The following is a 24300-nucleotide window of genomic DNA, read 5'->3' as shown; positions in this document are numbered from 1 at the left end:
GCGGCCTTTCGAGTTTGGGCGTTTCGCGAGATACGGGTGGCATTCGACACCGCGCGAGATATGTGGTCATCCCCGTAGTCATCTCACTTTTACGCTGCATTAGCGGCGAAGTCCTCTGTCATCCTCGATGCTAGAAACCCGCGATCTCACCATCCGCTTCGGTGGCCACGTGGCCGTGAATGCGGTCACGTGCCGATTTGAACCCGGCACGCTCACGGCCATCGTCGGGCCCAATGGGGCCGGCAAGACCACTTATTTCAACCTGATCTCCGGCCAGCTCAAGGCTAGCGCTGGCAGCGTGCATCTGGGCGGACAGGATCTTTCCAGCCTGTCGCCATCGGCGCGCACCAAGGCGGGCCTGGGGCGTGCGTTTCAACTTACCAATCTGTTTCCCAACCTGAGTGTGCTGGAAAACGTACGCCTGGCGGTGCAAGCTGTGCAGAACACGGGCCTGAATCTCTGGAGCATCTGGAGCGACCACCATGGACTCACGAACCGTGCGCTCGCCCTGCTCGAATCCGTGGCCATGGCCGACAAGCAGCACATGCCCGTCGCGAGCCTGCCCCACGGCGACCAGCGCAAGCTGGAAGTGGCTCTCCTGATGGCGCTCGATCCGGAGGTGTACATGTTCGATGAACCTACCGCCGGCATGAGTCACGACGAAGCCCCCGTGATCCTGAATCTGATCCGTGAACTCAAGAAGGACAAGACCAAGACCATTCTGCTGGTCGAGCACAAGATGGATGTGGTGCGCGAGCTGGCAGACCGCATCATCGTGCTTACCAACGGCACCCTCGTGGCCGATGGCGAGCCGGCCGAGGTGATCGCCTCGCCCGTGGTGCAGGAGGCCTATCTGGGCGTCAGCAAAGAGGAGGCTGAAGCATGAGCGATATCCTGCTCAAGCTGGAGGGCGTTCACACCCATATCGGCGCTTATCACATCCTGCATGGCGTCGATCTGGAAGTACCGCGCGGCCAGCTCACCATGCTGCTGGGCCGCAACGGCGCCGGCAAGACCACGACCCTGCGCACCATCATGGGCCTGTGGCAAGCCAGCCAAGGCCGCATCACGTTCGCGGGACAAGACATCACGAAGAAGCAAACACCACAGATCGCGCACCTGGGAATTGCCTATGTGCCCGAGAACATGGGCATCTTCGCCGACCTGACGGTGAAGGAGAACATGGTGCTGGCTGCCCGCGGCGCACGCAACGCGGCGCAGATGGACGAGGCGCGCCTGCAGTGGATCTTCAAGCTGTTCCCTGCCGTCGAGAAGTTCTGGAACCATCCGGCCGGCAAGCTCTCCGGCGGGCAAAAGCAGATGCTGGCCGTGAGCCGCGCCATCGTCGAGCCGCGCGAGCTGCTGATCGTGGACGAACCGAGCAAGGGCCTGGCCCCCAGCATCATCAACAACATGATCGACGCGTTCCAGCAACTCAAGCAAAGCGGCGTCACCATTCTGCTGGTGGAGCAGAACATCAGCTTCGCCAAGCGGCTGGGCGACACCGTGGCCGTGATGGACGACGGGCGCGTGGTGCATGCCGGCAGCATGCAGGCGCTGGCACAGGACACGGCATTGCAGCAGTCATTGCTGGGGCTCTCACTATGAACATGCGCGATATCGACTTCAAACCCCTGTTGCTGGTGCCCGTGCTGGCCGCGGTCGCCCTGCCGCTCATCGGTTCGCCCTCCACCTGGCTCACACTCACCGTGGCAGGCTTGGCCATGGGCATGATCATCTTCATCATTGCCTCCGGCCTCACGCTGGTGTTCGGCCTGATGGACGTGCTCAACTTCGGCCACGGCGTGTTCATCGCGCTGGGCGCTTTCGTGGCGACCAGTGTGCTGGGCTTGATGGGCGATTGGACAGGCTCCGGCGACATCTGGCGCAACCTGATGGCGGTGCTGCCTGCGATGGTGGTAGCGATGCTGGTGGCCGGTGCCGTAGGCCTGGCGTTCGAGCGCTTCATCGTGCGGCCGGTTTATGGCCAGCACCTGAAACAGATTCTGATCACCATGGGCGGCATGATCATCGGCGAAGAGCTGATCAAGGTCATCTGGGGCCCGCAGCAGATTCCATTGCCTCTGCCCACAGGCATGCAAGGCTCGTGGCTGATCGGTGAAGCCGCGGTGGAGAAATACCGCGTGGTGGCGGTGATCGTGGGCCTCGTGGTGTTTGCGCTTCTGGCCTGGACGCTCTCGCGCACCAAGGTCGGGCTGCTGATCCGCGCCGGCGTGCAGGACCGCGAGATGGTCGAATCACTAGGCTACCGTATCCGCCGCCTGTTCATCGGCGTGTTCGTGGCAGGCAGCGCGCTGGCTGGCCTGGGCGGTGTGATGTGGGGGCTCTATCAGCAGAACGTGACGCCGCAGATGGGCGCGCAGGTGAACGTGCTGATTTTCATCGTGATCATCATCGGCGGCCTGGGCTCCACGGGTGGCGCTCTGATCGGCGCCCTGCTGGTAGGCCTGGTCGCCAACTACACGGGCTTTCTGGCTCCCAAGGTGGCGCTGTTCTCCAACATCGCGCTGATGGTCGCCATCCTGCTGTGGCGCCCCCAGGGGGTCTACCCCGTGACGAACAGGTAATCCGGGAAATACATTCATGCTGAGCCGTCTGCTTTCCCATGATCTGCCGCGCAGCAAGCTGCTCGCGTTCATCCTCATTGCCATCGTGCTGGGGCTGGCCTTTGCGCCGTTCATCTTCCCTGGCGTGAAGGCGCTGAATGTCGCCGCCAAAATCCTGGTGTTCATCGTGCTTGTGGCGGCGTTCGATCTGTTGCTCGGTTATACGGGCATCGTCAGCTTCGCGCACACCATGTTCTTCGGCATCGGCGCCTACGGCATCGCGATCGCCACCACGCGCCTGGGGCCTACCTGGGGTGCGCTTGCCGTGGGCGTGGCCGGCGCGCTGCTGCTGTCTTTGCTGCTTTCGCTGGCGATCGGCCTGTTTTCGCTCAGGGTGCGGGCCATTTTCTTTGCCATGATCACGCTGGCCGTGGCCGCCGCTTTCCAGACGCTGGCCTCGCAGCTTTCGGATTTCACCGGTGGCGAAGACGGTCTCACCTTCAAGGTACCCGAGATTCTCTCGCCCTCCTTCGAATTCAGCGAAACACCCTTCCTGGGTGCCTCGCTGGATGGCCGCCTGCTCTGCTATTACCTGCTCTTCGCCGCCTGCGTGGTGCTGGTGCTGCTGCTTCTGCGCATCGTGAACTCCCCGTTCGGCCGGGTCCTGCAAGCCATCCGCGAGAACGAGTTCCGAGCCGAAGCCATCGGCTACCGCGTGGTGGTGTACCGCACGCTTTCCTCGGTGCTGTCGGCCCTGTTCGCCACACTCGCCGGCTGCATGCTGGCGCTCTGGTTGCGCTACAACGGTCCTGACACGTCGCTCAGCTTCGAAATCATGATCGATGTGCTGCTCATCGTGGTCATCGGCGGCATGGGCACGATCTACGGCGCGCTCATCGGCTCGGTACTGTTCGTGGTGGCGCAGAGCTATCTGCAGGACTTGCTGCGTCTGGGCAATGAGGCGGTCGCGAACATTCCGCTGTTGCCTTCGCTGCTCTCGCCCGATCGCTGGCTGCTGTGGCTGGGCCTGCTGTTCGTGCTCTCCGTGTACTACTTCCCGACGGGCGTAGTGGGCAAGCTGCGCGCCCGCGCATCCCGTTCTTCAGCAGATTCCGCGGCTTCTCATTGATATCTCCCATGAGCTTTACCTCCAACTACCTCACCTGCTCCGGCCGCGAAGTCCATTTCACCGACTGGCAACCCGCGGGCACCGTACGCGGCACCGTGATCGCCTGGCACGGACTGGCGCGGACGGGCCGCGACATGGACGAACTCGCGGCACACCTGGCCGGCAAGGGGTTTCGCGTCATCTGCCCCGACACCATCGGCAGGGGTTTGTCGCAGTGGGCCTCGAACCCGAAAGACGAGTACTGTCTGGCGTTCTACGCCCGCCTGGCACGCGAGCTTCTCGAGCAGTTGAGCATCGAGCGCTGCCACTGGGTGGGCACCTCGATGGGGGAGCCATTGGCACGGTGGGTGCATCCGGATATTTCGAGCCGGCACTGAAAGCCTGTATCCAGAGCCTAGTGCTGAATGACAACGCGCCGCAACTGGCGCAGCCAGCCATCGAACGTATCAAGCAGTATGCCGGCCATCCACCGCAATTTGGCACCATCGCGGAGCTGGAGGCGTTCTTTCGGGCAGCCTACAAGCCCTTTGGTTTCCTTACTGATGCCCAATGGCGCCGCCTGACCGAAACCTCAGCCCGCCGCCTGCCGGATGGCCGTGTCACGCCACACTACGACCCAGCCATGGTGGGCCAGTTCGTTCATTATCCCGATGACTATCTGCTCTGGCATCACTACGACGCGCTTGATGTGCCGGTGTTGCTTCTGCGTGGAGCGGAGTCAGACCTGGTGCTGCGTGAGACCGCGGAGGAAATGGGTCGGCGCGGTCCTGGGGCGCGAGGCCAGCTGCAGGTCATTGAAGTACCGGATTGCGGCCACGCGCCTGCGTTGAACGTGCCGGAGCAACTGGTGTTGGTGAGCGAGTTTATTGAGCGAGCGCAGGCGTAATGGGCGCGTGATATTCGGATAGCCAAGGTTTATCACGGCTGAAGTTTTTCCCCCTTCATAACCGGCTGGTTTGTTTCTGAGCGGGAGGGGATGACGCAGGAGAGGGTGGCGAGCTTATTTTGGGAGGTACAAAGACAAAACCCCCAGTCAGGTGAATGACTGGGGGTTTTGAGGCTGTAGAAGCCTGACGATGTCCTACTTTCACACGGGAATCCGCACTATCATCGGCGCTAAGGCGTTTCACTGTCCTGTTCGGGATGGGAAGGAGTGGTACCACCTTGCTATGGTCATCAGGCATAACTTGTTGTCGGCGAGTTTTTTGAACTTGCTGACGAATTCATAGAGGTTGAATCAGTGTGAATTTGATTGCGTCTTGGCATAACTGCTTTGATGGTATTTACATCAAAGTTATAGGGTCAAGCCGCACGAGCAATTAGTACTGGTTAGCTTAACGCATTACTGCGCTTCCACACCCAGCCTATCAACGTCCTGGTCTAGAACGACTCTTCAGGGGGCTCAAGGCCCCGGCAGATCTTATCTTGAAACGAGTTTCCCGCTTAGATGCTTTCAGCGGTTATCTCTTCCATACTTAGCTACCCTGCGATGCCACGGGCGTGACAACAGGTACACCAGAGGTATGTCCACTCCGGTCCTCTCGTACTAGGAGCAGGCTTTCTCAAATCTGCAGCGCCCACGGAAGATAGGGACCAAACTGTCTCACGACGTTTTAAACCCAGCTCACGTACCTCTTTAAATGGCGAACAGCCATACCCTTGGGACCGGCTACAGCCCCAGGATGAGATGAGCCGACATCGAGGTGCCAAACACCGCCGTCGATATGAACTCTTGGGCGGTATCAGCCTGTTATCCCCAGAGTACCTTTTATCCGTTGAGCGATGGCCCTTCCATACAGAACCACCGGATCACTATGTCCTGCTTTCGCATCTGCTCGACTTGTCAGTCTCGCAGTTAAGCACGCTTATGCCATTGCACTATCGTCACGATGTCCGACCGTAACTAGCGTACCTTCGAACTCCTCCGTTACGCTTTGGGAGGAGACCGCCCCAGTCAAACTGCCTACCATGCACTGTCCCCGATCCCGATAAGGGACCTAGGTTAGAACCTCAAACACACCAGGGTGGTATTTCAACGTTGGCTCCATATGATCTAGCGACCATACTTCAAAGCCTCCCACCTATCCTACACAGATCTGTTCAAAGTCCAATACAAAGCTACAGTAAAGGTTCATGGGGTCTTTCCGTCTTTCCGCGGGGAGATTGCATCATCACAAACATTTCAACTTCGCTGAGTCTCAGGAGGAGACAGTGTGGCCATCGTTACGCCATTCGTGCAGGTCGGAACTTACCCGACAAGGAATTTCGCTACCTTAGGACCGTTATAGTTACGGCCGCCGTTTACTGGGACTTCGATCAAGAGCTTGCACCCCATCAATTAATCTTCCAGCACCGGGCAGGCGTCACACCCTATACGTCCACTTTCGTGTTTGCAGAGTGCTGTGTTTTTAATAAACAGTCGCAGCCACCTATTTTTTGCAACCCGTTCATGCTCAGTTGTTCACCTCACACTAAAAGGGCACACCTTCTTCCGAAGTTACGGTGTCAATTTGCCGAGTTCCTTCTCCTGAGTTCTCTCAAGCGCCTTAGAATACTCATCTCGCGCACCAGTGTCGGTTTGCGGTACGGTCGTGTATAGCTGAAGCTTAGTGGCTTTTCCTGGAACCCCGTTCAGTCACTTCATGGGCAAGCCCACTCGATCGGCAGCCTCGGTATATGACAGGCGGATTTGCCTACCTGTCGCCTACTTCTGCCTAAACCAGAATCCAATAACTGGATGACCTATTAGAATCCGTCCCCACATCGCACTATACATCGGTACAGGAATATTGACCTGTTTCCCATCAGCTACGCATCTCTGCCTCGCCTTAGGGGCCGACTCACTCTACGCCGATGAACGTTGCGTAGAAAACCTTGCGCTTACGGCGAGCGGGCTTTTCACCCGCTTTAACGCTACTCATGTCAGCATTCGCACTTCTGATACCTCCAGCAGCCTTTACAAGCTACCTTCACAGGCTTACAGAACGCTCTCCTACCACGCACAGTAAACTGTGCATCCGCAGCTTCGGTAACTGGCTTAGCCCCGTTACATCTTCCGCGCAAGACGACTCGATCAGTGAGCTATTACGCTTTCTTTAAATGGTGGCTGCTTCTAAGCCAACATCCTGACTGTTTTAGCCTTCTCACTTCGTTTCCCACTTAGCCAATTTTAGGGACCTTAGCTGGCGGTCTGGGTTGTTTCCCTCTTGAGTCCGGACGTTAGCACCCGGTGCTCTGTCTCCCAAGCTCTACTCTTCGGTATTCGGAGTTTGCCTTGGTTTGGTAAGTCGCCATGACCCCCTAGCCAAAACAGTGCTCTACCCCCGAAGGTAATACTTGAGGCACTACCTAAATAGTTTTCGGAGAGAACCAGCTATTTCCAAGTTTGTTTAGCCTTTCACCCCTATCCACAGCTCATCCGCTAGTTTTGCAACACTAGTCGGTTCGGACCTCCAGTACCTGTTACGGCACCTTCATCCTGGCCATGGATAGATCACTTGGTTTCGGGTCTACACCCAGCGACTAATTTCGCCCTATTCGGACTCGATTTCTCTTCGGCTTCCCTATTCGGTTAACCTCGCCACTGAATGTAAGTCGCTGACCCATTATACAAAAGGTACGCCGTCACCCCGAAGGGCTCCGACTTTTTGTAAGCATGCGGTTTCAGGATCTATTTCACTCCCCTCCCGGGGTTCTTTTCGCCTTTCCCTCACGGTACTAGTTCACTATCGGTCGATGATGAGTATTTAGCCTTGGAGGATGGTCCCCCCATGTTCAGACAGGATTACACGTGTCCCGCCCTACTTGTCTCTAGCCTAGTACCACACGGGCGCTTTCGCATACAGGGCTATCACCTGCTATGGCCGGGCTTTCCATCCCGTTTTGCTAACACTCGTGCTATCACTAGAAGGCTTCTCCGATTTCGCTCGCCACTACTTTCGGAATCTCGGTTGATGTCTTTTCCTCGAGCTACTGAGATGTTTCAGTTCACCCGGTTCGCCTCTGCAACCTATGTATTCAGCTGCAGATACCTTTCGGTGGGTTTCCCCATTCGGAAATCTCCGGATCAAAGCTTATTTGCCAGCTCCCCGAAGCTTATCGCAGGCTATCACGTCCTTCGTCGCCTATCATCGCCAAGGCATCCACCACATGCTCTTAGTCACTTGACCCTATAACTTTGACGTTTCTCACGAAACTCAAAATCCATCAAGGACCTGTCAGGTCTCTCACCTGACGCGTTATGCCGTACCCAAGAATTAATAAATTAACCTCGGAATACTCGAATTCAACAAGCTAGTTGTATTCGTTTTGACGCAATCAAAAATTCTTGTTGCTAGCGGCACGGTGAGCTAAAACCTTGTACGTTTTGCTCTTTCCGCTAACAACGCTGATTCGACTCTATGAATTTTTAAAGAACAGCCGTGAGCCTTTCGACTCATTATTGACGTTATCGCCAATATCAAAACACCTGAAGTCTCTCCAGATGCTTTGATATGAACGCTAACTCGATAAGATGCGTGGTGGAGGATGACGGGATCGAACCGACGACCCCCTGCTTGCAAAGCAGGTGCTCTCCCAGCTGAGCTAATCCCCCGGGTATCCGTAGATGAAAGGGAATGGTGGGTCTGGTTGGTCTCGAACCAACGACCCCCGCCTTATCAAGACGGTGCTCTAACCAACTGAGCTACAGACCCGGCCGGTCGCTTCGGTTTCACTAAAGCTTTGCGCCTCAGCGTCGCTGGCGACATCCTTCCAACAACCGATAAGTGTGGACGTTTAAATTCGGAATAGCTTTTCTTCCAGAAAGGAGGTGATCCAGCCGCACCTTCCGATACGGCTACCTTGTTACGACTTCACCCCAGTCACGAACCCTGCCGTGGTAATCGCCCTCCTTGCGGTTAAGCTAACTACTTCTGGCAGAACCCGCTCCCATGGTGTGACGGGCGGTGTGTACAAGACCCGGGAACGTATTCACCGCGACATTCTGATCCGCGATTACTAGCGATTCCGACTTCACGCAGTCGAGTTGCAGACTGCGATCCGGACTACGACTGGCTTTATGGGATTAGCTCCCCCTCGCGGGTTGGCAACCCTCTGTACCAGCCATTGTATGACGTGTGTAGCCCCACCTATAAGGGCCATGAGGACTTGACGTCATCCCCACCTTCCTCCGGTTTGTCACCGGCAGTCCCATTAGAGTGCCCTTTCGTAGCAACTAATGGCAAGGGTTGCGCTCGTTGCGGGACTTAACCCAACATCTCACGACACGAGCTGACGACAGCCATGCAGCACCTGTGTTACGGCTCTCTTTCGAGCACTCCTCTATCTCTAAAGGATTCCGTACATGTCAAAGGTGGGTAAGGTTCTTCGCGTTGCATCGAATTAAACCACATCATCCACCGCTTGTGCGGGTCCCCGTCAATTCCTTTGAGTTTCAACCTTGCGGCCGTACTCCCCAGGCGGTCAACTTCACGCGTTAGCTTCGTTACTGAGAAAGTGAATTCCCAACAACCAGTTGACATCGTTTAGGGCGTGGACTACCAGGGTATCTAATCCTGTTTGCTCCCCACGCTTTCGTGCATGAGCGTCAGTGCAGGCCCAGGGGATTGCCTTCGCCATCGGTGTTCCTCCGCATATCTACGCATTTCACTGCTACACGCGGAATTCCATCCCCCTCTGCCGCACTCCAGCAATGCAGTCACAGATGCAGTTCCCAGGTTGAGCCCGGGGATTTCACAACTGTCTTACATCACCGCCTGCGCACGCTTTACGCCCAGTAATTCCGATTAACGCTTGCACCCTACGTATTACCGCGGCTGCTGGCACGTAGTTAGCCGGTGCTTATTCTTACGGTACCGTCATGAGCCCTCTGTATTAGAGAAAGCCTTTTCGTTCCGTACAAAAGCAGTTTACAACCCGAGGGCCTTCATCCTGCACGCGGAATGGCTGGATCAGGCTTGCGCCCATTGTCCAAAATTCCCCACTGCTGCCTCCCGTAGGAGTCTGGGCCGTGTCTCAGTCCCAGTGTGGCTGGTCGTCCTCTCAGACCAGCTACAGATCGCAGGCTTGGTGAGCCTTTACCCCACCAACTACCTAATCTGCCATCGGCCGCTCCAAATGCGCGAGGCCCGAAGGTCCCCCGCTTTCATCCTCAGATCTCATGCGGTATTAGCTACTCTTTCAAGTAGTTATCCCCCACATCTGGGCACGTTCCGATGTATTACTCACCCGTTCGCCGCTCGCCGCCAGGTTGCCCCGCGCTGCCGCTCGACTTGCATGTGTAAAGCATTCCGCCAGCGTTCAATCTGAGCCAGGATCAAACTCTACAGTTCGATCTTGAAAATTTATACTCTTTCGAGTTCACTCATAAAAACGGAATTGAAGTGAACTTCACTTCTATTTCCATGAGCGCTTGATAGTCTAAAAGACTTGGCTATTCACCATTCAAACGCCCACGCTTATCGGCTGTATATTTTTAATGATCCCGCGAAATAATCTCTTATTTCGCTCAGCTCGCTGCGATCAGCGAAGCCTTTGATTGTAGCACAGATTTTTAAGATCTGGCAAACTTTTTTCTTTACCGTTCGGCTTGCTGACTTCTGTCAGAACCGCCGATCAGCGAAGCCCTCGATTATGGCACAGTTTTTCGGAACTTCAAACTTTCGAGACATTTTTTTGATGTCTGCCATGTCAGCCCGGTTCCGTTGGATCTGAGAGCTCTTGTCGGAGTCTCAGCGCCTGAGCGAAGGGATGATCAGCTCCATCAGCGCCGCCACCCAGGCCGGATTGTCGTTCATGCATGGAATATGGTGGAACTCCTGTCCGCCCGCTTCCAGGAAAGCGGCCTTCCCTTCTATCGCGATTTCCTCCAACGTCTCCAGGCAATCGCTCACGAAGCCGGGACACACGACGTCCACGCGCGCCACGCCCTGCTGCGCCAGGGTGCGCAGGGTCTGGTCGGTATAGGGCTCCAGCCATTTGGCCTTGCCGAAGCGTGACTGAAAGCAAACCACGAAGTCATCGCTTTTCAGCGCCAGGCGCTCCGCCAGCAGATGCGCCGTTTCCATGCACTCCCTCTGGTAAGGATCGCCGAGCTTGATCACACGCTCAGGCACGCCATGAAAGCTCATCACGAGCTTGCCTGGCCGGCCATGGCTCTGCCAGTGGCTGCTGACCTGCCGCGCAAGCGCCCGGATATACCCCGGATCATCATGGAAGCGGTTGATGAATTGCAACTCCGGCACATGCCGAATGCCGCGTGCCCAGTCCCCCACCGCATCGATCACGCTGCCCGTGGTGGAGCCCGAATATTGCGGATAGAGCGGCACAACCAGCACACGGCTACAGCCTTCGGCCTTCAGCGCATCGAGTTCATCCGCCATGGAAGGCCGTCCGTAGCGCATGGCATGCCGCACACTGACCTGGTGGCCGCGCTCTCCCAGATAACCCCTCAGCATCACGGCCTGCTTGGCTGTCCAGACGGCCAAAGGCGAACCTTCAGGGGTCCAGATTTGCTGGTACTTCCTGGCCGACTTGGCCGGACGCGTACGAAGGATCACCCCATGCAACAGGGGCTTCCATACCAACGGCGGGATTTCAACTACCCGCGGATCGCTCAGAAACTCAGCCAGATAACGCCGCACCGCCGCCGAGGTAGGTGCATCGGGCGTACCCAGATTACATAACAGCACTCCCGTGCGTGGGGCCTGCGCCTCGCTGATCGCAGGTTCTTGTTTGAATCGCATACCGTATTGTCCCGCATAGCAGCGCGCAATCGCGCGGCTTCGGCCCCTGCAGGTAACCGCGTGCTACTATTTTTGATTCATCCCTCAGAACTTGACTTCCGCTTACCCGCATGCCAACTGCCGCACCGCTCATTGATCCCCCCATGCGCCATGCACTGGAACTGGCGCAGCAGGCCCGGCTGGACTGCCCGCCGAATCCGGCCGTGGGCTGCGTCATCGTGAGTGCCGGTGGCGCCGTGTTGGGACAAGGACATACACAGCCTGTCGGCCATGCCCATGCGGAAGTCATGGCACTGCGCGATGCCGCGCAGCGAGGCCATTCAGTAAAGGGCGCCACGGCTTATGTCACGCTCGAGCCTTGCTCACACCAGGGCCGTACAGGGCCATGCAGCGATGCCCTGATCGCGGCAGGCATCGGGCGCGTGGTCGCTTCGGTGCAAGATCCGAATCCCAAGGTTGGCGGCTCTGGCTTTGCCAGGCTGCGTGCCGCGGGTATCGGTGTCGAGATCGGGCAAGGTGCGCAGGAAACGCGTGAATTGAATATCGGCTTTTTCAGCCGCATGGTGCGAGGCACGCCATGGGTGCGAATGAAAGCCGCCAGCTCGCTTGATGGACGCACGGCATTGCCCAACGGGGCCAGCCAGTGGATCACCTCCCCCGCCGCGCGCGAAGATGGCCACGCCTGGCGGGCACGTGCATGCGCGATCTTGACGGGTATCGGCACTGTGTTGGAAGACGATCCCCGGCTCGACGTACGGATTCCGGGCATCCGCAGGCAGCCCGCACTGGCTCTGGTGGACAGCCGCCTCGAAACGCCCGTACAGGCGCAGCTATGGGATGCCGCCGAGCGCCGTATCCTGATCTACACCGCCAGCGTGGATGCGGCCCGCCAGCAAGTCCTCGCTGAACGAGGCGCGCAGGTCATCACGCTGCCTGGGGCCAATGGCAAGGTCGATCTGGCGGCCATGCTGCGCGACCTCGCCCAACGCGAAGTCAATGAAGTGCATGTAGAGGCCGGGCACAAGCTCAATGGTTCGCTGCTGCGCGAAGGGCTGGTTGACGAGCTTCTGCTCTACCAGGCGCCCAAGTTGCTGGGCGAAGGCCCCGGCATCGCCGCCCTGGGGCCTTTCACGGAGCTCGCACAAGGTGTGGCGCTGGAATGGGCGGAAGCCAGCCCCGTGGGAAGCGATATGCGGATGAGGGCCCGGGTGGCAGGGCGAGATCGCTTCTAGTCTAGCCTCCAAGTTGCAAAAGCGCTGCCCCTACTCCCCCAGATAAGCCGCGCGCACCTTGGGATCATTCAGCAACTCCTGGCCCGCGCCCGACATGCTGATCAGGCCCGACTCCATGACGTAGCCCCGATCAGCCAGCGCCAGGGCGCGGCTGGCGTTCTGCTCCACCAGCAGAATGGTCACGCCCTGATCGTAAACATCCCGAACCACCTCGAAAACCTTGTCCACCATGATGGGCGACAGGCCCATCGATGGCTCGTCGAGCAAAAGGAGCTTGGGCCGGCTCATCAGCGCCCGGCCCATGGCCAGCATCTGCTGCTCGCCGCCAGACATGGTGCCCGCCAGTTGATCCTTGCGCTCGCGCAGGCGTGGAAAGATGGTGAAGACCCTGTCCACATCCGCCGCGACGCCGGCTTTATCGCCTCGGGTATAGGCACCCATCAACAGGTTCTCGGTGATGCTCATGCGCGTGAACACACCGCGCCCTTCGGGCACCATTGCCAGGCCCTCCTTGACCAGATCCCAAGGGCCCCGGCCCTTGATGCTCTTGCCCAGGTATTCGATGTCGCCGGCATTCAGCGGCAGCGTGCCGGTAATGGCTTTCATGGTGGTGGTCTTGCCGGCGCCATTGGAGCCGATCAACGACACCAGCTCGCCTTCGCGCACCTCGAAATCCACGCCTTTGACAGCCTGGATGCCGCCATAGGCTACCTTCAGCCCAGATACTTTGAGTAGGGTTTGTGACATCAGTGGCCTCCGGTGCCCAGATAGGCCTCGATCACTTTTTCGTTCCTCTGCACTTCCTGAGGAGTGCCTTCTGCAATAGGCTTGCCGTAGTCAAGCACGGTGACGCGGTCGCATAGCCCCATCACCAGCTTGACGTCGTGTTCGATCAGCAGGATGGTGCGGTTGTCCTTGCGGATACGGTCAATGAGCTCGCGCAGCAGCACCTTCTCGGTGGCGTTCATCCCTGCGGCGGGTTCGTCCAGGGCGATGAGCTGAGGATCGGTGGCCAGTGCACGGGCGATTTCCAGCCGCCGCTGATCGCCATAAGACAACGTGCGCGATTTGTAGTCGGCATATTTGCTGATACCCACGTAATCCAGCAACTCCCGCGCGCGCCGCTCGATCGCTGCCTCTTCTGCCTTGAAGCCTTTGGTACGGAACACAGCGCCCATCAGGCCCGAATGCGTGCGCACATGGCGGCCGACCATCACGTTTTCCAGAGCGGTCATCTCGGCGAACAAGCGGATGTTCTGAAATGTGCGGGCAATGCCTGCCTTCGCGACCTGGTGCACGGCACTGGGCTTGTAGGGTTTGCCGGCCAGCTCGAACGTGCCGCGGTCAGGCGTATAGAGGCCCGTCAGTACGTTGAAAAAAGTCGTCTTGCCGGCGCCGTTGGGGCCGATCAGCCCATAGATCTGCCCGCGGTTGATGGAAATACCCACCTCGGAAAGCGCCTGCAGGCCGCCAAACCGTTTGGAAACGCCTTGTACCTTGAGAACGGTATCGGTGCTCATATTGCTCGACTCCCGTTCATTCAAGGATTGACGGAGAACTGACGGTTCTCCACATTGCCAGGCACCGCATCGCCCGGGAACTCGACGCCCGGCGGATCCTGCTGCGCAGTGGGCGGTTGCACCATGCCGCCGTCCGCCGGTGTCTTGCGTATCTTGCCCTGCTCAGGCGAGGGCCACAGGCCGCGCGGACGCAGCAGCATGACGATGATCATGGCCAGCGCGATGAGCAACTGGCGCAGGATGGAAGCATCCAGCCGGCCTTCCGTCATGCCCTGCAAAGGCCCAGCCACGTAGCGCAGCACTTCGGGCAGCGCGGCCAGCAGCAGGGCGCCCAGAATCACGCCCGGTAAATGGCCCAAGCCACCCAGCACCACCATGGCCACAATCATCACGGACTCCATCAGGCTGAAGGATTCCGGTGACACGAATTGCTGGAAAGCCGCGAACATAGCCCCCGATACCCCGCCGAAAGACGCTCCCATGCCGAAGGCCAGCAGCTTGAGGTTGCGGGTGTTCAGGCCCATGGCCTTGGCGGCGATCTCGTCTTCACGGATGGCCATCCAGGCGCGGCCGATGCGCGAATTCTCCAGGCGCTGGCAGACGATCACCGTCACGATCACCAACACCAGGAAGAGGTAGTAGTACAGCGACACCGAGGAAATCTCGAAGCCGCCGATGCTGAGCGGCTTGCCCAGGTTCAGCCCAAAGATTTTCACCGAATCGATCTGGCTCAACCCTTTTGGCCCGTTGGTGATGTTGTACGGGTGATCCAGGTTATTCATGAAGATGCGGATGATCTCGCCGAAGCCCAACGTGACGATAGCCAGGTAATCCCCCCGCAGCTTGAGTACCGGTATCCCGAGCAACACCCCCGTGCCGGCTGCTACCAAGAGCGCCAATGGAATCACCATCCATAGCGAGGTATGGAAACCATTGGGGAACATGGCCGCGATGACCGGGAAGGTCGAGGTCAGGTGCGGCGAGGCCAGCAGGCCGTAGAGATACGCGCCCACCGCGAAGAAGGCCACATACCCTAGATCCAGCAAGCCGGCATAGCCGACCACGATGTTCAGCCCCAGGGCCAGCATGACGTACAGCAGGGCGAGATCGAGAATGCGCACCCAGGCATTGCCGAACTGCTGGAGAAACAGCGGCAGCACCAGCAAGCCGATGCCGCACAGCACGAAAACAATGATCTTCTGTTTTTGCGTCATATCAGACTTCCAGGGCGCTACGCGCCATCCACAGGGTATGGAACACGAAGACTCGTACGGCCGCGGAGCAGGCCATGCCAGAGCAGCCGCGGAGCGGGCTTGGCCCGGCCGCAGGCTGCGTCCCCCTCAGGGGAAGGCGCGTAAGCGACTCAGGGGGAGCATCATTTCAAGCGCGGTCGGCCACACGCTCGCCCAGCAGCCCTGAGGGACGCAAGGTCAGAATCACGATCAACACAATGAAGGCAAAGATATCGGTGTAGTTGCTGCCCAGCAGGCCGCCCGTGAGCGATCCCAGGTAGCCCGAGCCAATCGCCTCGATCAGGCCCAGCAGGATGCCGCCGATCACCGCGCCGGCCAGGTTGCCGATGCCGCCGAACACCGCCGCGGTGAAGGCTTTCAACCCCGGCAGGAAGCCCATGGTGTGCTGCACCGTGCCGTAGTTGGAGGCATACATGACCCCGGCGATGGCCGCCAGTACGGCGCCGATGATGAACGTGGCCGAGATCACCATGTCCGGCTTGACGCCCATCAGCCCCGCCACGCGTGGGTTCTCGGCCGTAGCCCGCATGGCACGGCCCAGTTTGGTGTAGTGCACCACCCACATGAGCACCGCCAGCGCCACCGCGGTCACGCTGAGGATCATGATTTGCGTCCAGGTGATCACCGCGCCGCCCACCAGGAAAGGCTGATTGGGCAGCAGCGAGGGGAAAGGCTTGTAGTTCGGCTTCCAGATGATCATGGCCAGCGTCTGCAACAGGATCGACATGCCGATGGCCGTGATCAGCGGCGCCAGCCGCGGACTGTTGCGCAGCGGCCTGTAGGCCACTTTCTCGATCACGAAGTTGAGTACCGCAGCTATTGCGCAGGCGAGCACCATGGCCAGGATGAGCATGACCCAGCCCGGAGTGCCGGCCATATGGGTCTGCATGAAGCCTATGGAAGTCCACGCTGTAAGCGCCCCCACCATGAGCACTTCACCATGGGCGAAATTGATGAGCTGAATGATGCCGTACACCATGGTATAGCCCAAGGCAATCAAGGCGTACATGCTGCCCAGGACCAGACCATTGATGATCTGCTGAAGCAATATATCCATGAAGGATTTCCTCCTGTTCCACCGAGGTCGCCGGCGGCTTATTTCCGTTTCAAGCAAGTGAATCAGCCATCTTGTGGACAGCCTTCACTTAACAAAAAACCCGCCAAGCAGCTCTCTCCGGCGGGTTTCTTGTGAAAAATTCTATCCCAGGCGATTTGCCAAAAAGCGCGCCAAATTGCGGTTTATCACAGGGGTTTTCCCTCGCGATCATCCGGCGATTTCTGCGGTAAAACGGATCGAGGAGATGCTGAAGACGTTAGTACGCGCTCAATCCCACACGGGTGCGAGACCGTCCGGACTGACTTCGCGGCCATTGCGCTCGAGGCCGGCAATGCGGGCCATGTCATCCATATCCAGCTTCAGGCCGCGGGCGAGCAGGTTGCTGGCCAGGTTTTCGCGCTTGGTTGAAGACGGAATCACCACATAGCCAAGTTGCAACGCCCAGGCCAGCGCCACCTGCGCGACAGTGGATTGGTGCTTCTCAGCGATCTGGGCCAGCACCGGATCCTGCAGAACCTTGCCATAGGCCAAAGTCATGTACGAGGTGACTGTGATGCCCTGCTCCTTCAGGAAGGCGGTCAGCTTGCGGCTTTGCAGATAGGGGCTCAATTCGATCTGGTTGGTGGCAATCTCGCCCTGGCCCACAGCGGCCATGGCTTGCTTAGTGAGTTCGATGTTGAAGTTGGAAATGCCGATCTGGCGAGTCAGGCCCTGGGCCTTGGCTTCAGCCAGCGCTTCCATGTATTCGGACAGCTCCACGCCGTTGCCAGGCGCCGGCCAGTGGATCAGCGTGAGATCCACGTAATCGGTGCGCAGCTTTTTCAGGCTCTCCTGCAGGCTGGGCACGAGCTTGGACCTGGCATAGTTTTCAGTCCAGATCTTGGTCGTCACGAACAGGTCGGAGCGCGGCACCCCACTTGCCGCAACAGCCTGGCCGACCTCGGCCTCATTGCCATAGATCTGGGCTGTATCGACGGCACGGTAGCCGACATCCAGCGCGTTGCGCACTGAATCGAGGACAGCCTGCCCTTTCAAACGGAAAGTCCCGACGCCAAAAGAAGGGATGTTGCTCATGGAAAACTCCTTGGATCAAATGGAACAAGAGGAAACCGAAGTACGGCGGCTGGTATTGCCGAGCCAGACAAGCGCCAGACCGCCGGCAGCCAATGCCGCGCCGGCCAGGGGCACCGCGGCGTAGCCCAGCCCTTGGCCAATGACGGCGCCACCCAGAGCTGCACCCACCGCATTGCCCAGGTTGAAGGCGCCGACGTTGACGGATGAGGCCAGGCCAGGCGCCTGCGCGGCGGCCTGCATGACGCGCATCTGTACCGGCGGCACGATGCCAAAAGCGGCCGCGCCCCAGACCACCAGCCCAATGGCCGCACCCACATGGGTCGTCATCATGAAAGGCAGCAAGGCCATCACGATCGCCAGGACCGCGAGAATGAGCTTGGTGGCACCGTCCAGCGACCAGTCTGCGAGGCGCCCGCCCAGGGTGTTGCCCAAGGTAAAGCCGATACCGATCAGCACCAGGGCAAAAGCCACGAAGCCCGGGCTGGCATGGGTGATTTCGGCCAGTACCGGCGCCACGTAGGTATAGAGCGCAAACATGGCACCGGCTCCCAGCACCGTGGTGCCCATCGCCAGCAGAACCTCAGGGCGTGTCAGCACCTTCAGTTCGCGGCGCACGTCGGGACGCGCGCCAGGCTCGCCTTTGGGTAGCGCCACCCACAGCGCCGCGATGGTCACGAGGCCCAGTACAGCTGTCCCGCCAAAAGCCAGGCGCCACCCGAGCTGTTGGCCGATCCAGGTGGCTGCCGGCACGCCACCGATATTGGCGATGGTCAGGCCCATGAACATGGCGGCGATCGCACTGGCTTGTTTTTCCTTGGGCACGACACTGGCAGCCACGACGGCCCCAATGCCGAAGAAAGCACCGTGGTTGAGGCTGGTCACCAGGCGCGAGAGCAGCAGCGTCGCATAGCTCGGCGCGAATGCGGAAAGCAGATTGCCGATGGTAAAGATGAGCATCAGCGACATCAAGGCTGTGCGTTTGCCGAAGCGGCTGAACAGCAAGGTCATCACCGGGGCGCCGGCCATGACGCCCACGGCATAGGCGGAGACCAGCATTCCCGCGGTAGGAATGCTCACCTGAACGCCATCCGCGATCACGGGCAAAAGGCCCATGGGCGTGAATTCAGTAGTGCCAATGGCAAACGCGCCAATGGCCAGGGCTAAGAGGGCTGCGGAAGATTTCATGCTGCGCAGTTTGCCTGGATAATATTTGCAGATTAAGCCCTATATCCATCAAATACTTTTGAATAAAAATCAAATATGAAAACCACACTCGACGAGTTGCAGGCTTTCGCGGCGGTGGTGGACACAGGCTCCATCACCGCCGCCGCCGAGCAGCTCGGGTTGACCATCTCTGCCACGAGCCGTACCCTGGGCCGGCTGGAGGAAAAACTCCAGACCACCATGCTGCGGCGCACGACGCGGCGCCTGGAACTTACTGAGGAGGGTTCGGCATTCCTTCTACATGCCCGGGCCATTCTGGCCTCGGTGGATGAAGCCGAAGAGCAAATGGCCGCGCGGCGCCTGCGCCCTGCCGGGCGGTTGCGGGTAGACGCTTCCACACCCTTCATGCTGCACGTACTGGTACCGCTGCTGGAAGGCTTTCATGCTCGCTATCCAGAAGTGGCCCTGGAGATGAATTCGAACGAGGGCATCGTCGATCTGATCGAAAAGCGGACTGACGTGGCGTTTCGGGTTGGCAGGCTGAAAGACTCAACCCTGCATGCGCGGCCCATCGGCACCAGCCGTCTGCGGGTACTGGCCAGCCCAACCTACCTGAAACGGCGTGGCACACCCACTCAACCCGCACACCTCAAGACCCATGTGCTCCTGGGTTTCACTCAACCAGAGATACTGAATGAATGGCCGCTGCGCTACGCCGATGGCAATACGGTGCACATCGAGCCGACCATCGCTTCGTCCAGTGGTGAAACGCTGCGGCATATGGCCCTGGCCGGCCTGGGGCTCGTCTGCCTTTCTGATTTCATGACACGCGAAGACCGCCGCAGCGGCCAATTGGTTCAACTGTTTCCAAGGCAAACGCTGGACATCTGCCAGCCGATCAACGCCGTCTATTACCGGAATACAAGCCTGGCCGCGCGGATCACCTGCTTTGTGGATCATGTGGCTGGCGCCCTGGGTCCCAAGCCATTCGATGAATGACCAGGAAAGAGACTCACCCCTCTCCGGCCTCTTCATCCCATTTCTTCAGCAATGCCAGCTTCTCGCTGATCTTGGTCTCCAGACCTCTGGGCACCGGCTGGTACCAACCTGGCTCCTCGATGCCATCGGGAAGATAGGTCTCACCGGCCGCGTAGGCGTTGGGCTCATCATGGGCATACCGGTATTCATGCCCGTAGCCCAACTCCTTCATGAGCTTGGTGGGCGCATTGCGCAGGTGCACGGGGACCTCGCGGCTCTTGTCTTGCTTCACGAAGGCCCTGGCCAGGTTGTAGGCGTTGTAGCCGGCATTGCTTTTGGCCGCTACAGCCAGGTAGATCACGGCCTGCCCCAGCGCCAGCTCCCCTTCGGGGCTACCCAGGCGCTCATAGGTCAATGCGGCATCGTTGGCTATCTGCATGGCGCGCGGATCGGCCAGGCCAATATCTTCCCAGGCCATGCGAACGATCCGCCTGGACAAGTAACGGGGATCGGCCCCGCCGTCGAGCATGCGTGTCAGCCAATAGAGCGCTGCATCGGGGTGTGAGCCGCGAACGGATTTGTGCAATGCAGAAATCTGGTCGTAGAAGTTGTCTCCACCCTTGTCGAAACGCCTGGAGTTCAAAGTCAGGGCGTTCTGGACAAAACCAGCGTCGATCCGCGCAACACCAGCAGCACCAGCCGCAGTCTGGCACTGCTCCAACAGGTTCAGAAATCTTCTGGCATCGCCGTCCGCGTAACCGATGATGGTGTCCCTCGCCAGGTCATCGAACTCAAGGCCCCCCAGCGCCTTTTCCTGTGCGCGCTGAAGAAGCTGCTTCAATTCCTCCTCATTCAGCGACTTCAGCACGTAGACCTGCGCCCGTGACAACAAAGCCGAATTCACTTCGAAAGAAGGGTTCTCGGTGGTGGCGCCAATGAACGTGACCAAGCCGCTTTCCGCATACGGCAGCAGAGCGTCTTGCTGAGACTTGTTGAACCTGTGGATTTCGTCCACGAAAAGGATGGTGTGCTTGCCCATCGCCAGGTTCTGCTGGGCTTGCTCCATGGCAGCCCGGATATCCTTCACACCGGAAAACACGGCCGACAAGGCAATGAACTCGCATTTGAACGCCGTGGCCGTGAGGCGTGCCAGGGTGGTCTTGCCCACGCCTGGCGGCCCCCAGAAAATCATCGAATGGGGTTTGCCCGACTGGAACGCCAGCCTCAAAGGCTTGCCCTCACCCAACAGGTGGGACTGCCCGATGACCTCATCCAGGGTCTTGGGGCGAAGCGCTTCCGCCAAAGGCGCGGAGGGCTCTTGCGCAAACAGATCAGGCATGCGGAACCTTCAACGGGCAGCGGGCAAGGCATCCGGCCGGGAACTGGAAAACATCGAAAAGGAGCATCATGATGAACATCTGGTTCACATCGTAGCGGGCAAAATCACAGCGAGCCTATAGTTCCCCCAAAACTTGCGCAAAAGCAAATGCCAGCCACTGGCATTATTTCAATTCAATCAGGAGACCCTTGCTCATGCCCATTCGTACCCTGCTGGCGCTCGGCGCTGCCGCCGTTCTTGCCTCCGCCTGCACTACGGCACCCCAGCCGCCCACGGCCACAAGCCAGGTGGGGGAGATCCGCCCCGGGCTGGTCAAAGGGTACCTGCAGCGCAGCGAGTTGCCCGACAGCCTGGCGCTGCTGCCACCGCCTCCGGCAGAGGGCTCGGCCGCGCTGGCAGCTGATGCAGAGGCCTACCGCGCCCTTACCGCCTTGCAGAAGGGCCCGCGCGGTGCCCAAGCCACCAAAGACGCCGATCTCAAGTTTCCCGCAGCCGCTTCGCATTTCTCCTGCGCACTGGGCGTCAACATCTCGGAGCAGGGCACGCCCAATCTGAACATGCTTCTGCGCCGCACCCTGACCGATGCGGGCTTGGCAACGTACAAGGCCAAGGATCACTACAACCGCACTCGCCCCTTTGCCGCGCTCAACGGTCAAAGCTGCACGCCGGACGAGGAAGCCAAGCTGCGCAAGGATGGATCCTATCCCTCAGGGCACTCGGCATTGGGCTGGGCCTGGGCCCTGGTGCTCACCGAAATCGCACCTGAACGCGCCGATGCGCTGTTGCAGCGGGGCCGCTCGTATACGCAAAGCCGTGGCGTCTGCGGTGTTCACTGGATGAGCGATATCGAAGCTGGCCGCTTGATCGGATCTGCCACGGTGGCCCGCTTGCATGACAACCCGGTGTTCCTGGCGCAGATGGCCGCCGCCAAGGAAGAGATCGCCAAGGCCCGAACCGCTGGCCGAACACCGCCGGCCGCTGACTGCAGCGCTGAAGCCGCCGCCTTGGCCACTTCTGTGAAGCTGGCGCCTTAGAGCCTATTCAAAGCCGCCATGCCGAGCGCCGTACTTGCAAACTCCAAACTCAATCGGCGGCGCTGAGTTCTTCATGGTGCCCAACTTCACCCTGTTTCCAATAGGAGGCAATGCGCATGCGCTTGGGATTGGCACCGGGCTTGGCCAGTATCCATGTGCGCAGCTCGGCCATGCTCCGGTTTTCTCCAGCTGCCCAGATAAAGCCCTCACCTTGAGGAATCTCCAGTGGCTGCACCGCTTCCCCCAGCGAATCCACCCACTGCAGATCGAGATCGGCGGCGCTGACCCAGGCACGCCGGTCGGCCGCATGCGCGGTTTGTACCCGCACCACAGCCCGCGAGCCTGCCGGCAACTCTGCCAGACGCCGTTCAATCGCAGGCATGGCAGTTTCATCGCCCAATAGCCAATGCCACTGCAAATCGCGCGGAATCAGCAGGCTGCCGCGCGGACCAGCCAGGCCCAGCCACTGGCCGATCGGAGCGCTCTGCGCCCATTCGTCCGCAGGACCGGCACCATGGATGGCAAAGTCCATCAGCAACGTGTTGCGGGCGACGTCGTAGCGCAATGGCGTGTAGTCGCGCATGGTGGGACGCTCTCCCTCGATATGCGGACGCCCTTCGACCATGACGGGAAGATTTGGCTTCTCCAACCCGGCTTGCGGAAGGATGAGCTTGACGTGATCGTCAAAGCCCGCGCTCACAAAGCCGGACAACTCCGGCCCGCCCAGCGTCAAGCGAAGGAAGCCCGGGCTGATGGTTTCGCGTGCCAGCAGTTGCACATGGCGGGCACGGAAGGGATGGCGTACTCGCTGCATGATAGGGGTTGTTGTGTCAGGGGTGGACATGTTCTTTCAATTAGTTGATAAAGTCCACTTATTATCAGATTAAAAGTTGACTTAGTCAACAATAAACCCACCATGAATACATTTCCTTCGATCGAAGTATTCGACAGCCTGCACGAGCTTCTGCATCTTTTCCGTGCCCGCATGCGCAGATCCATGGAAGCCTTGCATCCGGAACTGACCTTCAATGAAATGCGCATACTGATGCGCACAGGCCGCGAACCGGGCCTGACGCAGAAGGATCTGGTGGAACACAGCCGTACCGACAAGGCACAGATGGCCCGCATCCTGGTGCACATGCAAGACAAGGGCTGGCTCATGCGCAGCGCCAGCGAAAGCGACAAGCGTGTGCGTTGCCTGCATCTGAGCGAGCAGGGGCAGCGGCTTTATGGACAGCTACGCGGGGTGCGGGAGCAGGTGGCCAGGGAATTGTTGCAAGATTGCCCGCTCCCCCAGCAGACTGAGCTTCTGGCCCTGCTGCAACAGGCCAGAAGCAGCGCCCGAAAATGTGCGGAGGGGCAGTAGAGATTCAGCCCCTGAGAACCGTATTCACGATCTCGTCGCGAGGGCCGTTATCAGTTGCGCAGCACGTCGACGCCCGCAGGCGGCTTGAACTGGAATGTGCTGGCAGGCAGTTCGGCATTCATCTCGAACGCATTGAAGGTCAACACCGAGCGCTGACCGAAACTATCCTGGATCTCCAAGGTGCCGAGCTCAGGCCCCTTGGCGCCCTGCTTGAAGCCCACTCGGATGCTCTGCAGCTGGCCATCGCGTGATTTGGGCGTAGCCTTGATCCATTGCTGACCATCCTTGTCCGGCTCCTCGGCGAGGTTGAAGTCTTTCTCCAAGGCCTTCACATTGGGCGCCGCCGCCACAATGGCCGCCGGTGTGGAGCCCAGCACCTGCTCCTGCTGGCGTGCCGTGACCTGCTGCAGATCCATGTCGTACAGCCACAGCGTCTGCCCGTCGGCGACGATGACCTGCTCGAAAGGCTTGGTGTAGTGGAACCTGAATTTACCCGGGCGCTGGAACTCGAAAGTGCCGGTTTGCGTCTTGCTGCGAGGTGCCTGGCCTTCCTTGGCCGGGGCCGTCACGACCTGGGTGAAACCTGACTTGCCGGAGCGTGCGGACTTGACGAACTGCTCCAGGCTATCCATACCGCCGGCCCACGAAAGGGGGGCCACGGCTGCAAAGACGATGGCGGCGGCGGTTCGGGTAAAGCGGGAATTCATTTTCATGTGTAGCAATGGAATATGCGCGGCGCAGGAAGGTTCCCCCGCACAGTGAACAGATGTATCAGCATATCGCCGCGGGCTTTTCAGCGCCGTAGGGCAGGCACTTGTTGCCCGCCCGGATATCTCCTACAC

General features: G+C 59.2%; 18 protein-coding genes, 2 tRNA genes, 3 rRNA genes and 1 pseudogene. 9 read left to right on the top strand and 15 right to left on the bottom strand.

The genetic code is table 11. From position 1 onward, the window contains the following. The first annotated feature begins 127 nt into the window (after positions 1-127). From WJU18_RS09270 to WJU18_RS09250, 5 genes and pseudogenes are all read left to right on the top strand, one after another. Positions 128-886 carry an ABC transporter ATP-binding protein gene (locus WJU18_RS09270; protein WP_423459792.1) on the top strand — a complete coding sequence of 253 codons (759 nt, stop codon included), beginning with the start codon at positions 128-130 and terminating at the stop codon, positions 884-886. Then, a complete protein-coding gene (locus WJU18_RS09265) occupies positions 883-1608 on the top strand; it encodes an ABC transporter ATP-binding protein (RefSeq protein WP_423459791.1) in 726 nt (241 codons plus the stop codon). Before WJU18_RS09270 ends, WJU18_RS09265 begins: the two co-directional genes overlap by 4 nt. Further along, a complete protein-coding gene (locus WJU18_RS09260) occupies positions 1605-2588 on the top strand; it encodes a branched-chain amino acid ABC transporter permease (protein WP_423459790.1) in 984 nt (327 codons plus the stop codon). The genes WJU18_RS09265 and WJU18_RS09260 overlap by 4 nt, the downstream gene beginning before the upstream one ends. 16 nt (positions 2589-2604) lie before the next feature. Then, positions 2605-3696 (top strand): branched-chain amino acid ABC transporter permease, encoded by a 1092-nt coding sequence (locus WJU18_RS09255; RefSeq protein WP_423459789.1) that lies wholly within the window; start codon positions 2605-2607, stop codon positions 3694-3696. Between the two features lie 8 nt (positions 3697-3704). Next, positions 3705-4582, top strand: a pseudogene (locus WJU18_RS09250) (alpha/beta fold hydrolase). 182 nt (positions 4583-4764) lie between these two features. On the opposite strand, the gene rrf reads toward WJU18_RS09250, so the two are convergent. The 6 genes from rrf to hemH all read right to left on the bottom strand — a co-directional run bounded on the left by rrf (position 4765) and on the right by hemH (position 11441). Then, positions 4765-4877 (bottom strand): 5S ribosomal RNA (gene rrf / locus WJU18_RS09245). 117 nt (positions 4878-4994) lie between these two features. Then, positions 4995-7865 (bottom strand): 23S ribosomal RNA (locus WJU18_RS09240). Between the two features lie 349 nt (positions 7866-8214). After that, positions 8215-8290 (bottom strand) — tRNA-Ala (locus WJU18_RS09235). 23 nt (positions 8291-8313) lie between these two features. Beyond that, positions 8314-8390 (bottom strand) — tRNA-Ile (locus WJU18_RS09230). A gap of 109 nt (positions 8391-8499) precedes the next feature. Beyond that, positions 8500-10028 (bottom strand): 16S ribosomal RNA (locus tag WJU18_RS09225). The 16S, 23S and 5S rRNA genes sit together here with 2 tRNA genes alongside, the layout of an rRNA operon. 399 nt (positions 10029-10427) lie before the next feature. Beyond that, positions 10428-11441 carry a ferrochelatase gene (gene hemH, locus WJU18_RS09220; protein ID WP_423459788.1) on the bottom strand — a complete coding sequence of 338 codons (1014 nt, stop codon included), beginning with the start codon at positions 11439-11441 and terminating at the stop codon, positions 10428-10430. A gap of 110 nt (positions 11442-11551) precedes the next feature. Between hemH and ribD the strand changes: the two genes are divergently transcribed. Then, positions 11552-12673, top strand: coding sequence for a bifunctional diaminohydroxyphosphoribosylaminopyrimidine deaminase/5-amino-6-(5-phosphoribosylamino)uracil reductase RibD (ribD, locus tag WJU18_RS09215; RefSeq protein WP_423459787.1), 1122 nt, complete (start codon positions 11552-11554; stop codon positions 12671-12673). A gap of 30 nt (positions 12674-12703) precedes the next feature. Here ribD and WJU18_RS09210 read toward each other — a convergent pair whose 3' ends face one another. The 6 genes from WJU18_RS09210 to WJU18_RS09185 all read right to left on the bottom strand — a co-directional run bounded on the left by WJU18_RS09210 (position 12704) and on the right by WJU18_RS09185 (position 18762). After that, positions 12704-13420, bottom strand: coding sequence for an ABC transporter ATP-binding protein (locus WJU18_RS09210; protein WP_423459786.1), 717 nt, complete (start codon positions 13418-13420; stop codon positions 12704-12706). Beyond that, positions 13420-14193, bottom strand: coding sequence for an ABC transporter ATP-binding protein (locus WJU18_RS09205; RefSeq protein ID WP_423459785.1), 774 nt, complete (start codon positions 14191-14193; stop codon positions 13420-13422). The genes WJU18_RS09210 and WJU18_RS09205 overlap by 1 nt, the downstream gene beginning before the upstream one ends. A 20-nt stretch (positions 14194-14213) precedes the next feature. Beyond that, the gene (locus WJU18_RS09200; RefSeq protein ID WP_423459784.1) at positions 14214-15407 is read right to left on the bottom strand and encodes an ABC transporter permease subunit; all 1194 of its coding nucleotides are present in this window, start codon (positions 15405-15407) and stop codon (positions 14214-14216) included. Positions 15408-15573: 166 nt separating this feature from the next. Beyond that, positions 15574-16503: a branched-chain amino acid ABC transporter permease gene (locus WJU18_RS09195; protein WP_423459783.1), complete on the bottom strand. Its 930-nt coding sequence runs from the start codon at positions 16501-16503 to the stop codon at positions 15574-15576. Between the two features lie 267 nt (positions 16504-16770). Beyond that, entirely contained in the window at positions 16771-17577 is an 807-nt protein-coding gene (gene dkgB / locus WJU18_RS09190) for a 2,5-didehydrogluconate reductase DkgB (RefSeq protein WP_423459782.1), read from the bottom strand. 15 nt (positions 17578-17592) lie between these two features. Continuing rightward, the gene (locus WJU18_RS09185; RefSeq protein ID WP_423459781.1) at positions 17593-18762 is read right to left on the bottom strand and encodes an MFS transporter; all 1170 of its coding nucleotides are present in this window, start codon (positions 18760-18762) and stop codon (positions 17593-17595) included. 75 nt (positions 18763-18837) lie between these two features. On the opposite strand from WJU18_RS09185, the gene WJU18_RS09180 reads away from it, so the two are divergent. Continuing rightward, the gene (locus tag WJU18_RS09180; protein ID WP_423459780.1) at positions 18838-19740 is read left to right on the top strand and encodes a LysR substrate-binding domain-containing protein; all 903 of its coding nucleotides are present in this window, start codon (positions 18838-18840) and stop codon (positions 19738-19740) included. Positions 19741-19753: 13 nt separating this feature from the next. Here WJU18_RS09180 and WJU18_RS09175 read toward each other — a convergent pair whose 3' ends face one another. Next, positions 19754-21058, bottom strand: coding sequence for a replication-associated recombination protein A (locus tag WJU18_RS09175; RefSeq protein ID WP_423459779.1), 1305 nt, complete (start codon positions 21056-21058; stop codon positions 19754-19756). Between the two features lie 194 nt (positions 21059-21252). Between WJU18_RS09175 and WJU18_RS09170 the strand changes: the two genes are divergently transcribed. Then, positions 21253-22092 carry an acid phosphatase gene (locus WJU18_RS09170; protein ID WP_423459778.1) on the top strand — a complete coding sequence of 280 codons (840 nt, stop codon included), beginning with the start codon at positions 21253-21255 and terminating at the stop codon, positions 22090-22092. Positions 22093-22141: 49 nt separating this feature from the next. Here WJU18_RS09170 and WJU18_RS09165 read toward each other — a convergent pair whose 3' ends face one another. After that, on the bottom strand, positions 22142-22906 hold the full coding sequence (locus WJU18_RS09165; RefSeq protein ID WP_423459777.1) for a siderophore-interacting protein: 765 nt from the start codon (positions 22904-22906) through the stop codon (positions 22142-22144). 102 nt (positions 22907-23008) lie between these two features. Between WJU18_RS09165 and WJU18_RS09160 the strand changes: the two genes are divergently transcribed. Continuing rightward, on the top strand, positions 23009-23458 hold the full coding sequence (locus WJU18_RS09160; protein ID WP_423459776.1) for a MarR family winged helix-turn-helix transcriptional regulator: 450 nt from the start codon (positions 23009-23011) through the stop codon (positions 23456-23458). A 50-nt stretch (positions 23459-23508) separates the two neighbouring features. Here WJU18_RS09160 and lolA read toward each other — a convergent pair whose 3' ends face one another. Continuing rightward, positions 23509-24165 (bottom strand): outer membrane lipoprotein chaperone LolA, encoded by a 657-nt coding sequence (gene lolA, locus WJU18_RS09155; protein WP_423460966.1) that lies wholly within the window; start codon positions 24163-24165, stop codon positions 23509-23511. Between the last annotated feature and the right edge of the window lie 135 nt (positions 24166-24300).

It is taken from the genome of Ottowia sp. VDI28 (genome assembly GCF_049532675.1).
Taxonomy (GTDB): Bacteria; Pseudomonadota; Gammaproteobacteria; order Burkholderiales; family Burkholderiaceae_C; genus Ottowia.
Note: the sequence above shows the minus strand (reverse complement) of the source record. Positions and strands in the feature narration are given on the sequence as shown.

Bases quoted from the DNA above. Each gene is read 5' to 3' on its own strand.
- WJU18_RS09175 (WP_423459779.1), bottom strand. From the start codon at position 21,058: ATGCCTGATCTGTTTGCGCAAGAGCCCTCCGCGCCTTTGGCGGAAGCG.
- WJU18_RS09265 (WP_423459791.1), top strand. From the start codon at position 883: ATGAGCGATATCCTGCTCAAGCTGGAGGGCGTTCACACCCATATCGGC.
- WJU18_RS09160 (WP_423459776.1), top strand. From the start codon at position 23,009: ATGAATACATTTCCTTCGATCGAAGTATTCGACAGCCTGCACGAGCTT.
- WJU18_RS09185 (WP_423459781.1), bottom strand. From the start codon at position 18,762: ATGAAATCTTCCGCAGCCCTCTTAGCCCTGGCCATTGGCGCGTTTGCC.
- WJU18_RS09200 (WP_423459784.1), bottom strand. From the start codon at position 15,407: ATGACGCAAAAACAGAAGATCATTGTTTTCGTGCTGTGCGGCATCGGC.
- hemH (WP_423459788.1), bottom strand. From the start codon at position 11,441: ATGCGATTCAAACAAGAACCTGCGATCAGCGAGGCGCAGGCCCCACGC.
- WJU18_RS09165 (WP_423459777.1), bottom strand. From the start codon at position 22,906: ATGCAGCGAGTACGCCATCCCTTCCGTGCCCGCCATGTGCAACTGCTG.
- ribD (WP_423459787.1), top strand. From the start codon at position 11,552: ATGCCAACTGCCGCACCGCTCATTGATCCCCCCATGCGCCATGCACTG.
- WJU18_RS09195 (WP_423459783.1), bottom strand. From the start codon at position 16,503: ATGGATATATTGCTTCAGCAGATCATCAATGGTCTGGTCCTGGGCAGC.
- WJU18_RS09170 (WP_423459778.1), top strand. From the start codon at position 21,253: ATGCCCATTCGTACCCTGCTGGCGCTCGGCGCTGCCGCCGTTCTTGCC.
- WJU18_RS09210 (WP_423459786.1), bottom strand. From the start codon at position 13,420: ATGTCACAAACCCTACTCAAAGTATCTGGGCTGAAGGTAGCCTATGGC.
- dkgB (WP_423459782.1), bottom strand. From the start codon at position 17,577: ATGAGCAACATCCCTTCTTTTGGCGTCGGGACTTTCCGTTTGAAAGGG.
- WJU18_RS09205 (WP_423459785.1), bottom strand. From the start codon at position 14,193: ATGAGCACCGATACCGTTCTCAAGGTACAAGGCGTTTCCAAACGGTTT.
- WJU18_RS09180 (WP_423459780.1), top strand. From the start codon at position 18,838: ATGAAAACCACACTCGACGAGTTGCAGGCTTTCGCGGCGGTGGTGGAC.
- lolA (WP_423460966.1), bottom strand. From the start codon at position 24,165: ATGAATTCCCGCTTTACCCGAACCGCCGCCGCCATCGTCTTTGCAGCC.
- WJU18_RS09270 (WP_423459792.1), top strand. From the start codon at position 128: ATGCTAGAAACCCGCGATCTCACCATCCGCTTCGGTGGCCACGTGGCC.
- WJU18_RS09255 (WP_423459789.1), top strand. From the start codon at position 2,605: ATGCTGAGCCGTCTGCTTTCCCATGATCTGCCGCGCAGCAAGCTGCTC.
- WJU18_RS09260 (WP_423459790.1), top strand. From the start codon at position 1,605: ATGAACATGCGCGATATCGACTTCAAACCCCTGTTGCTGGTGCCCGTG.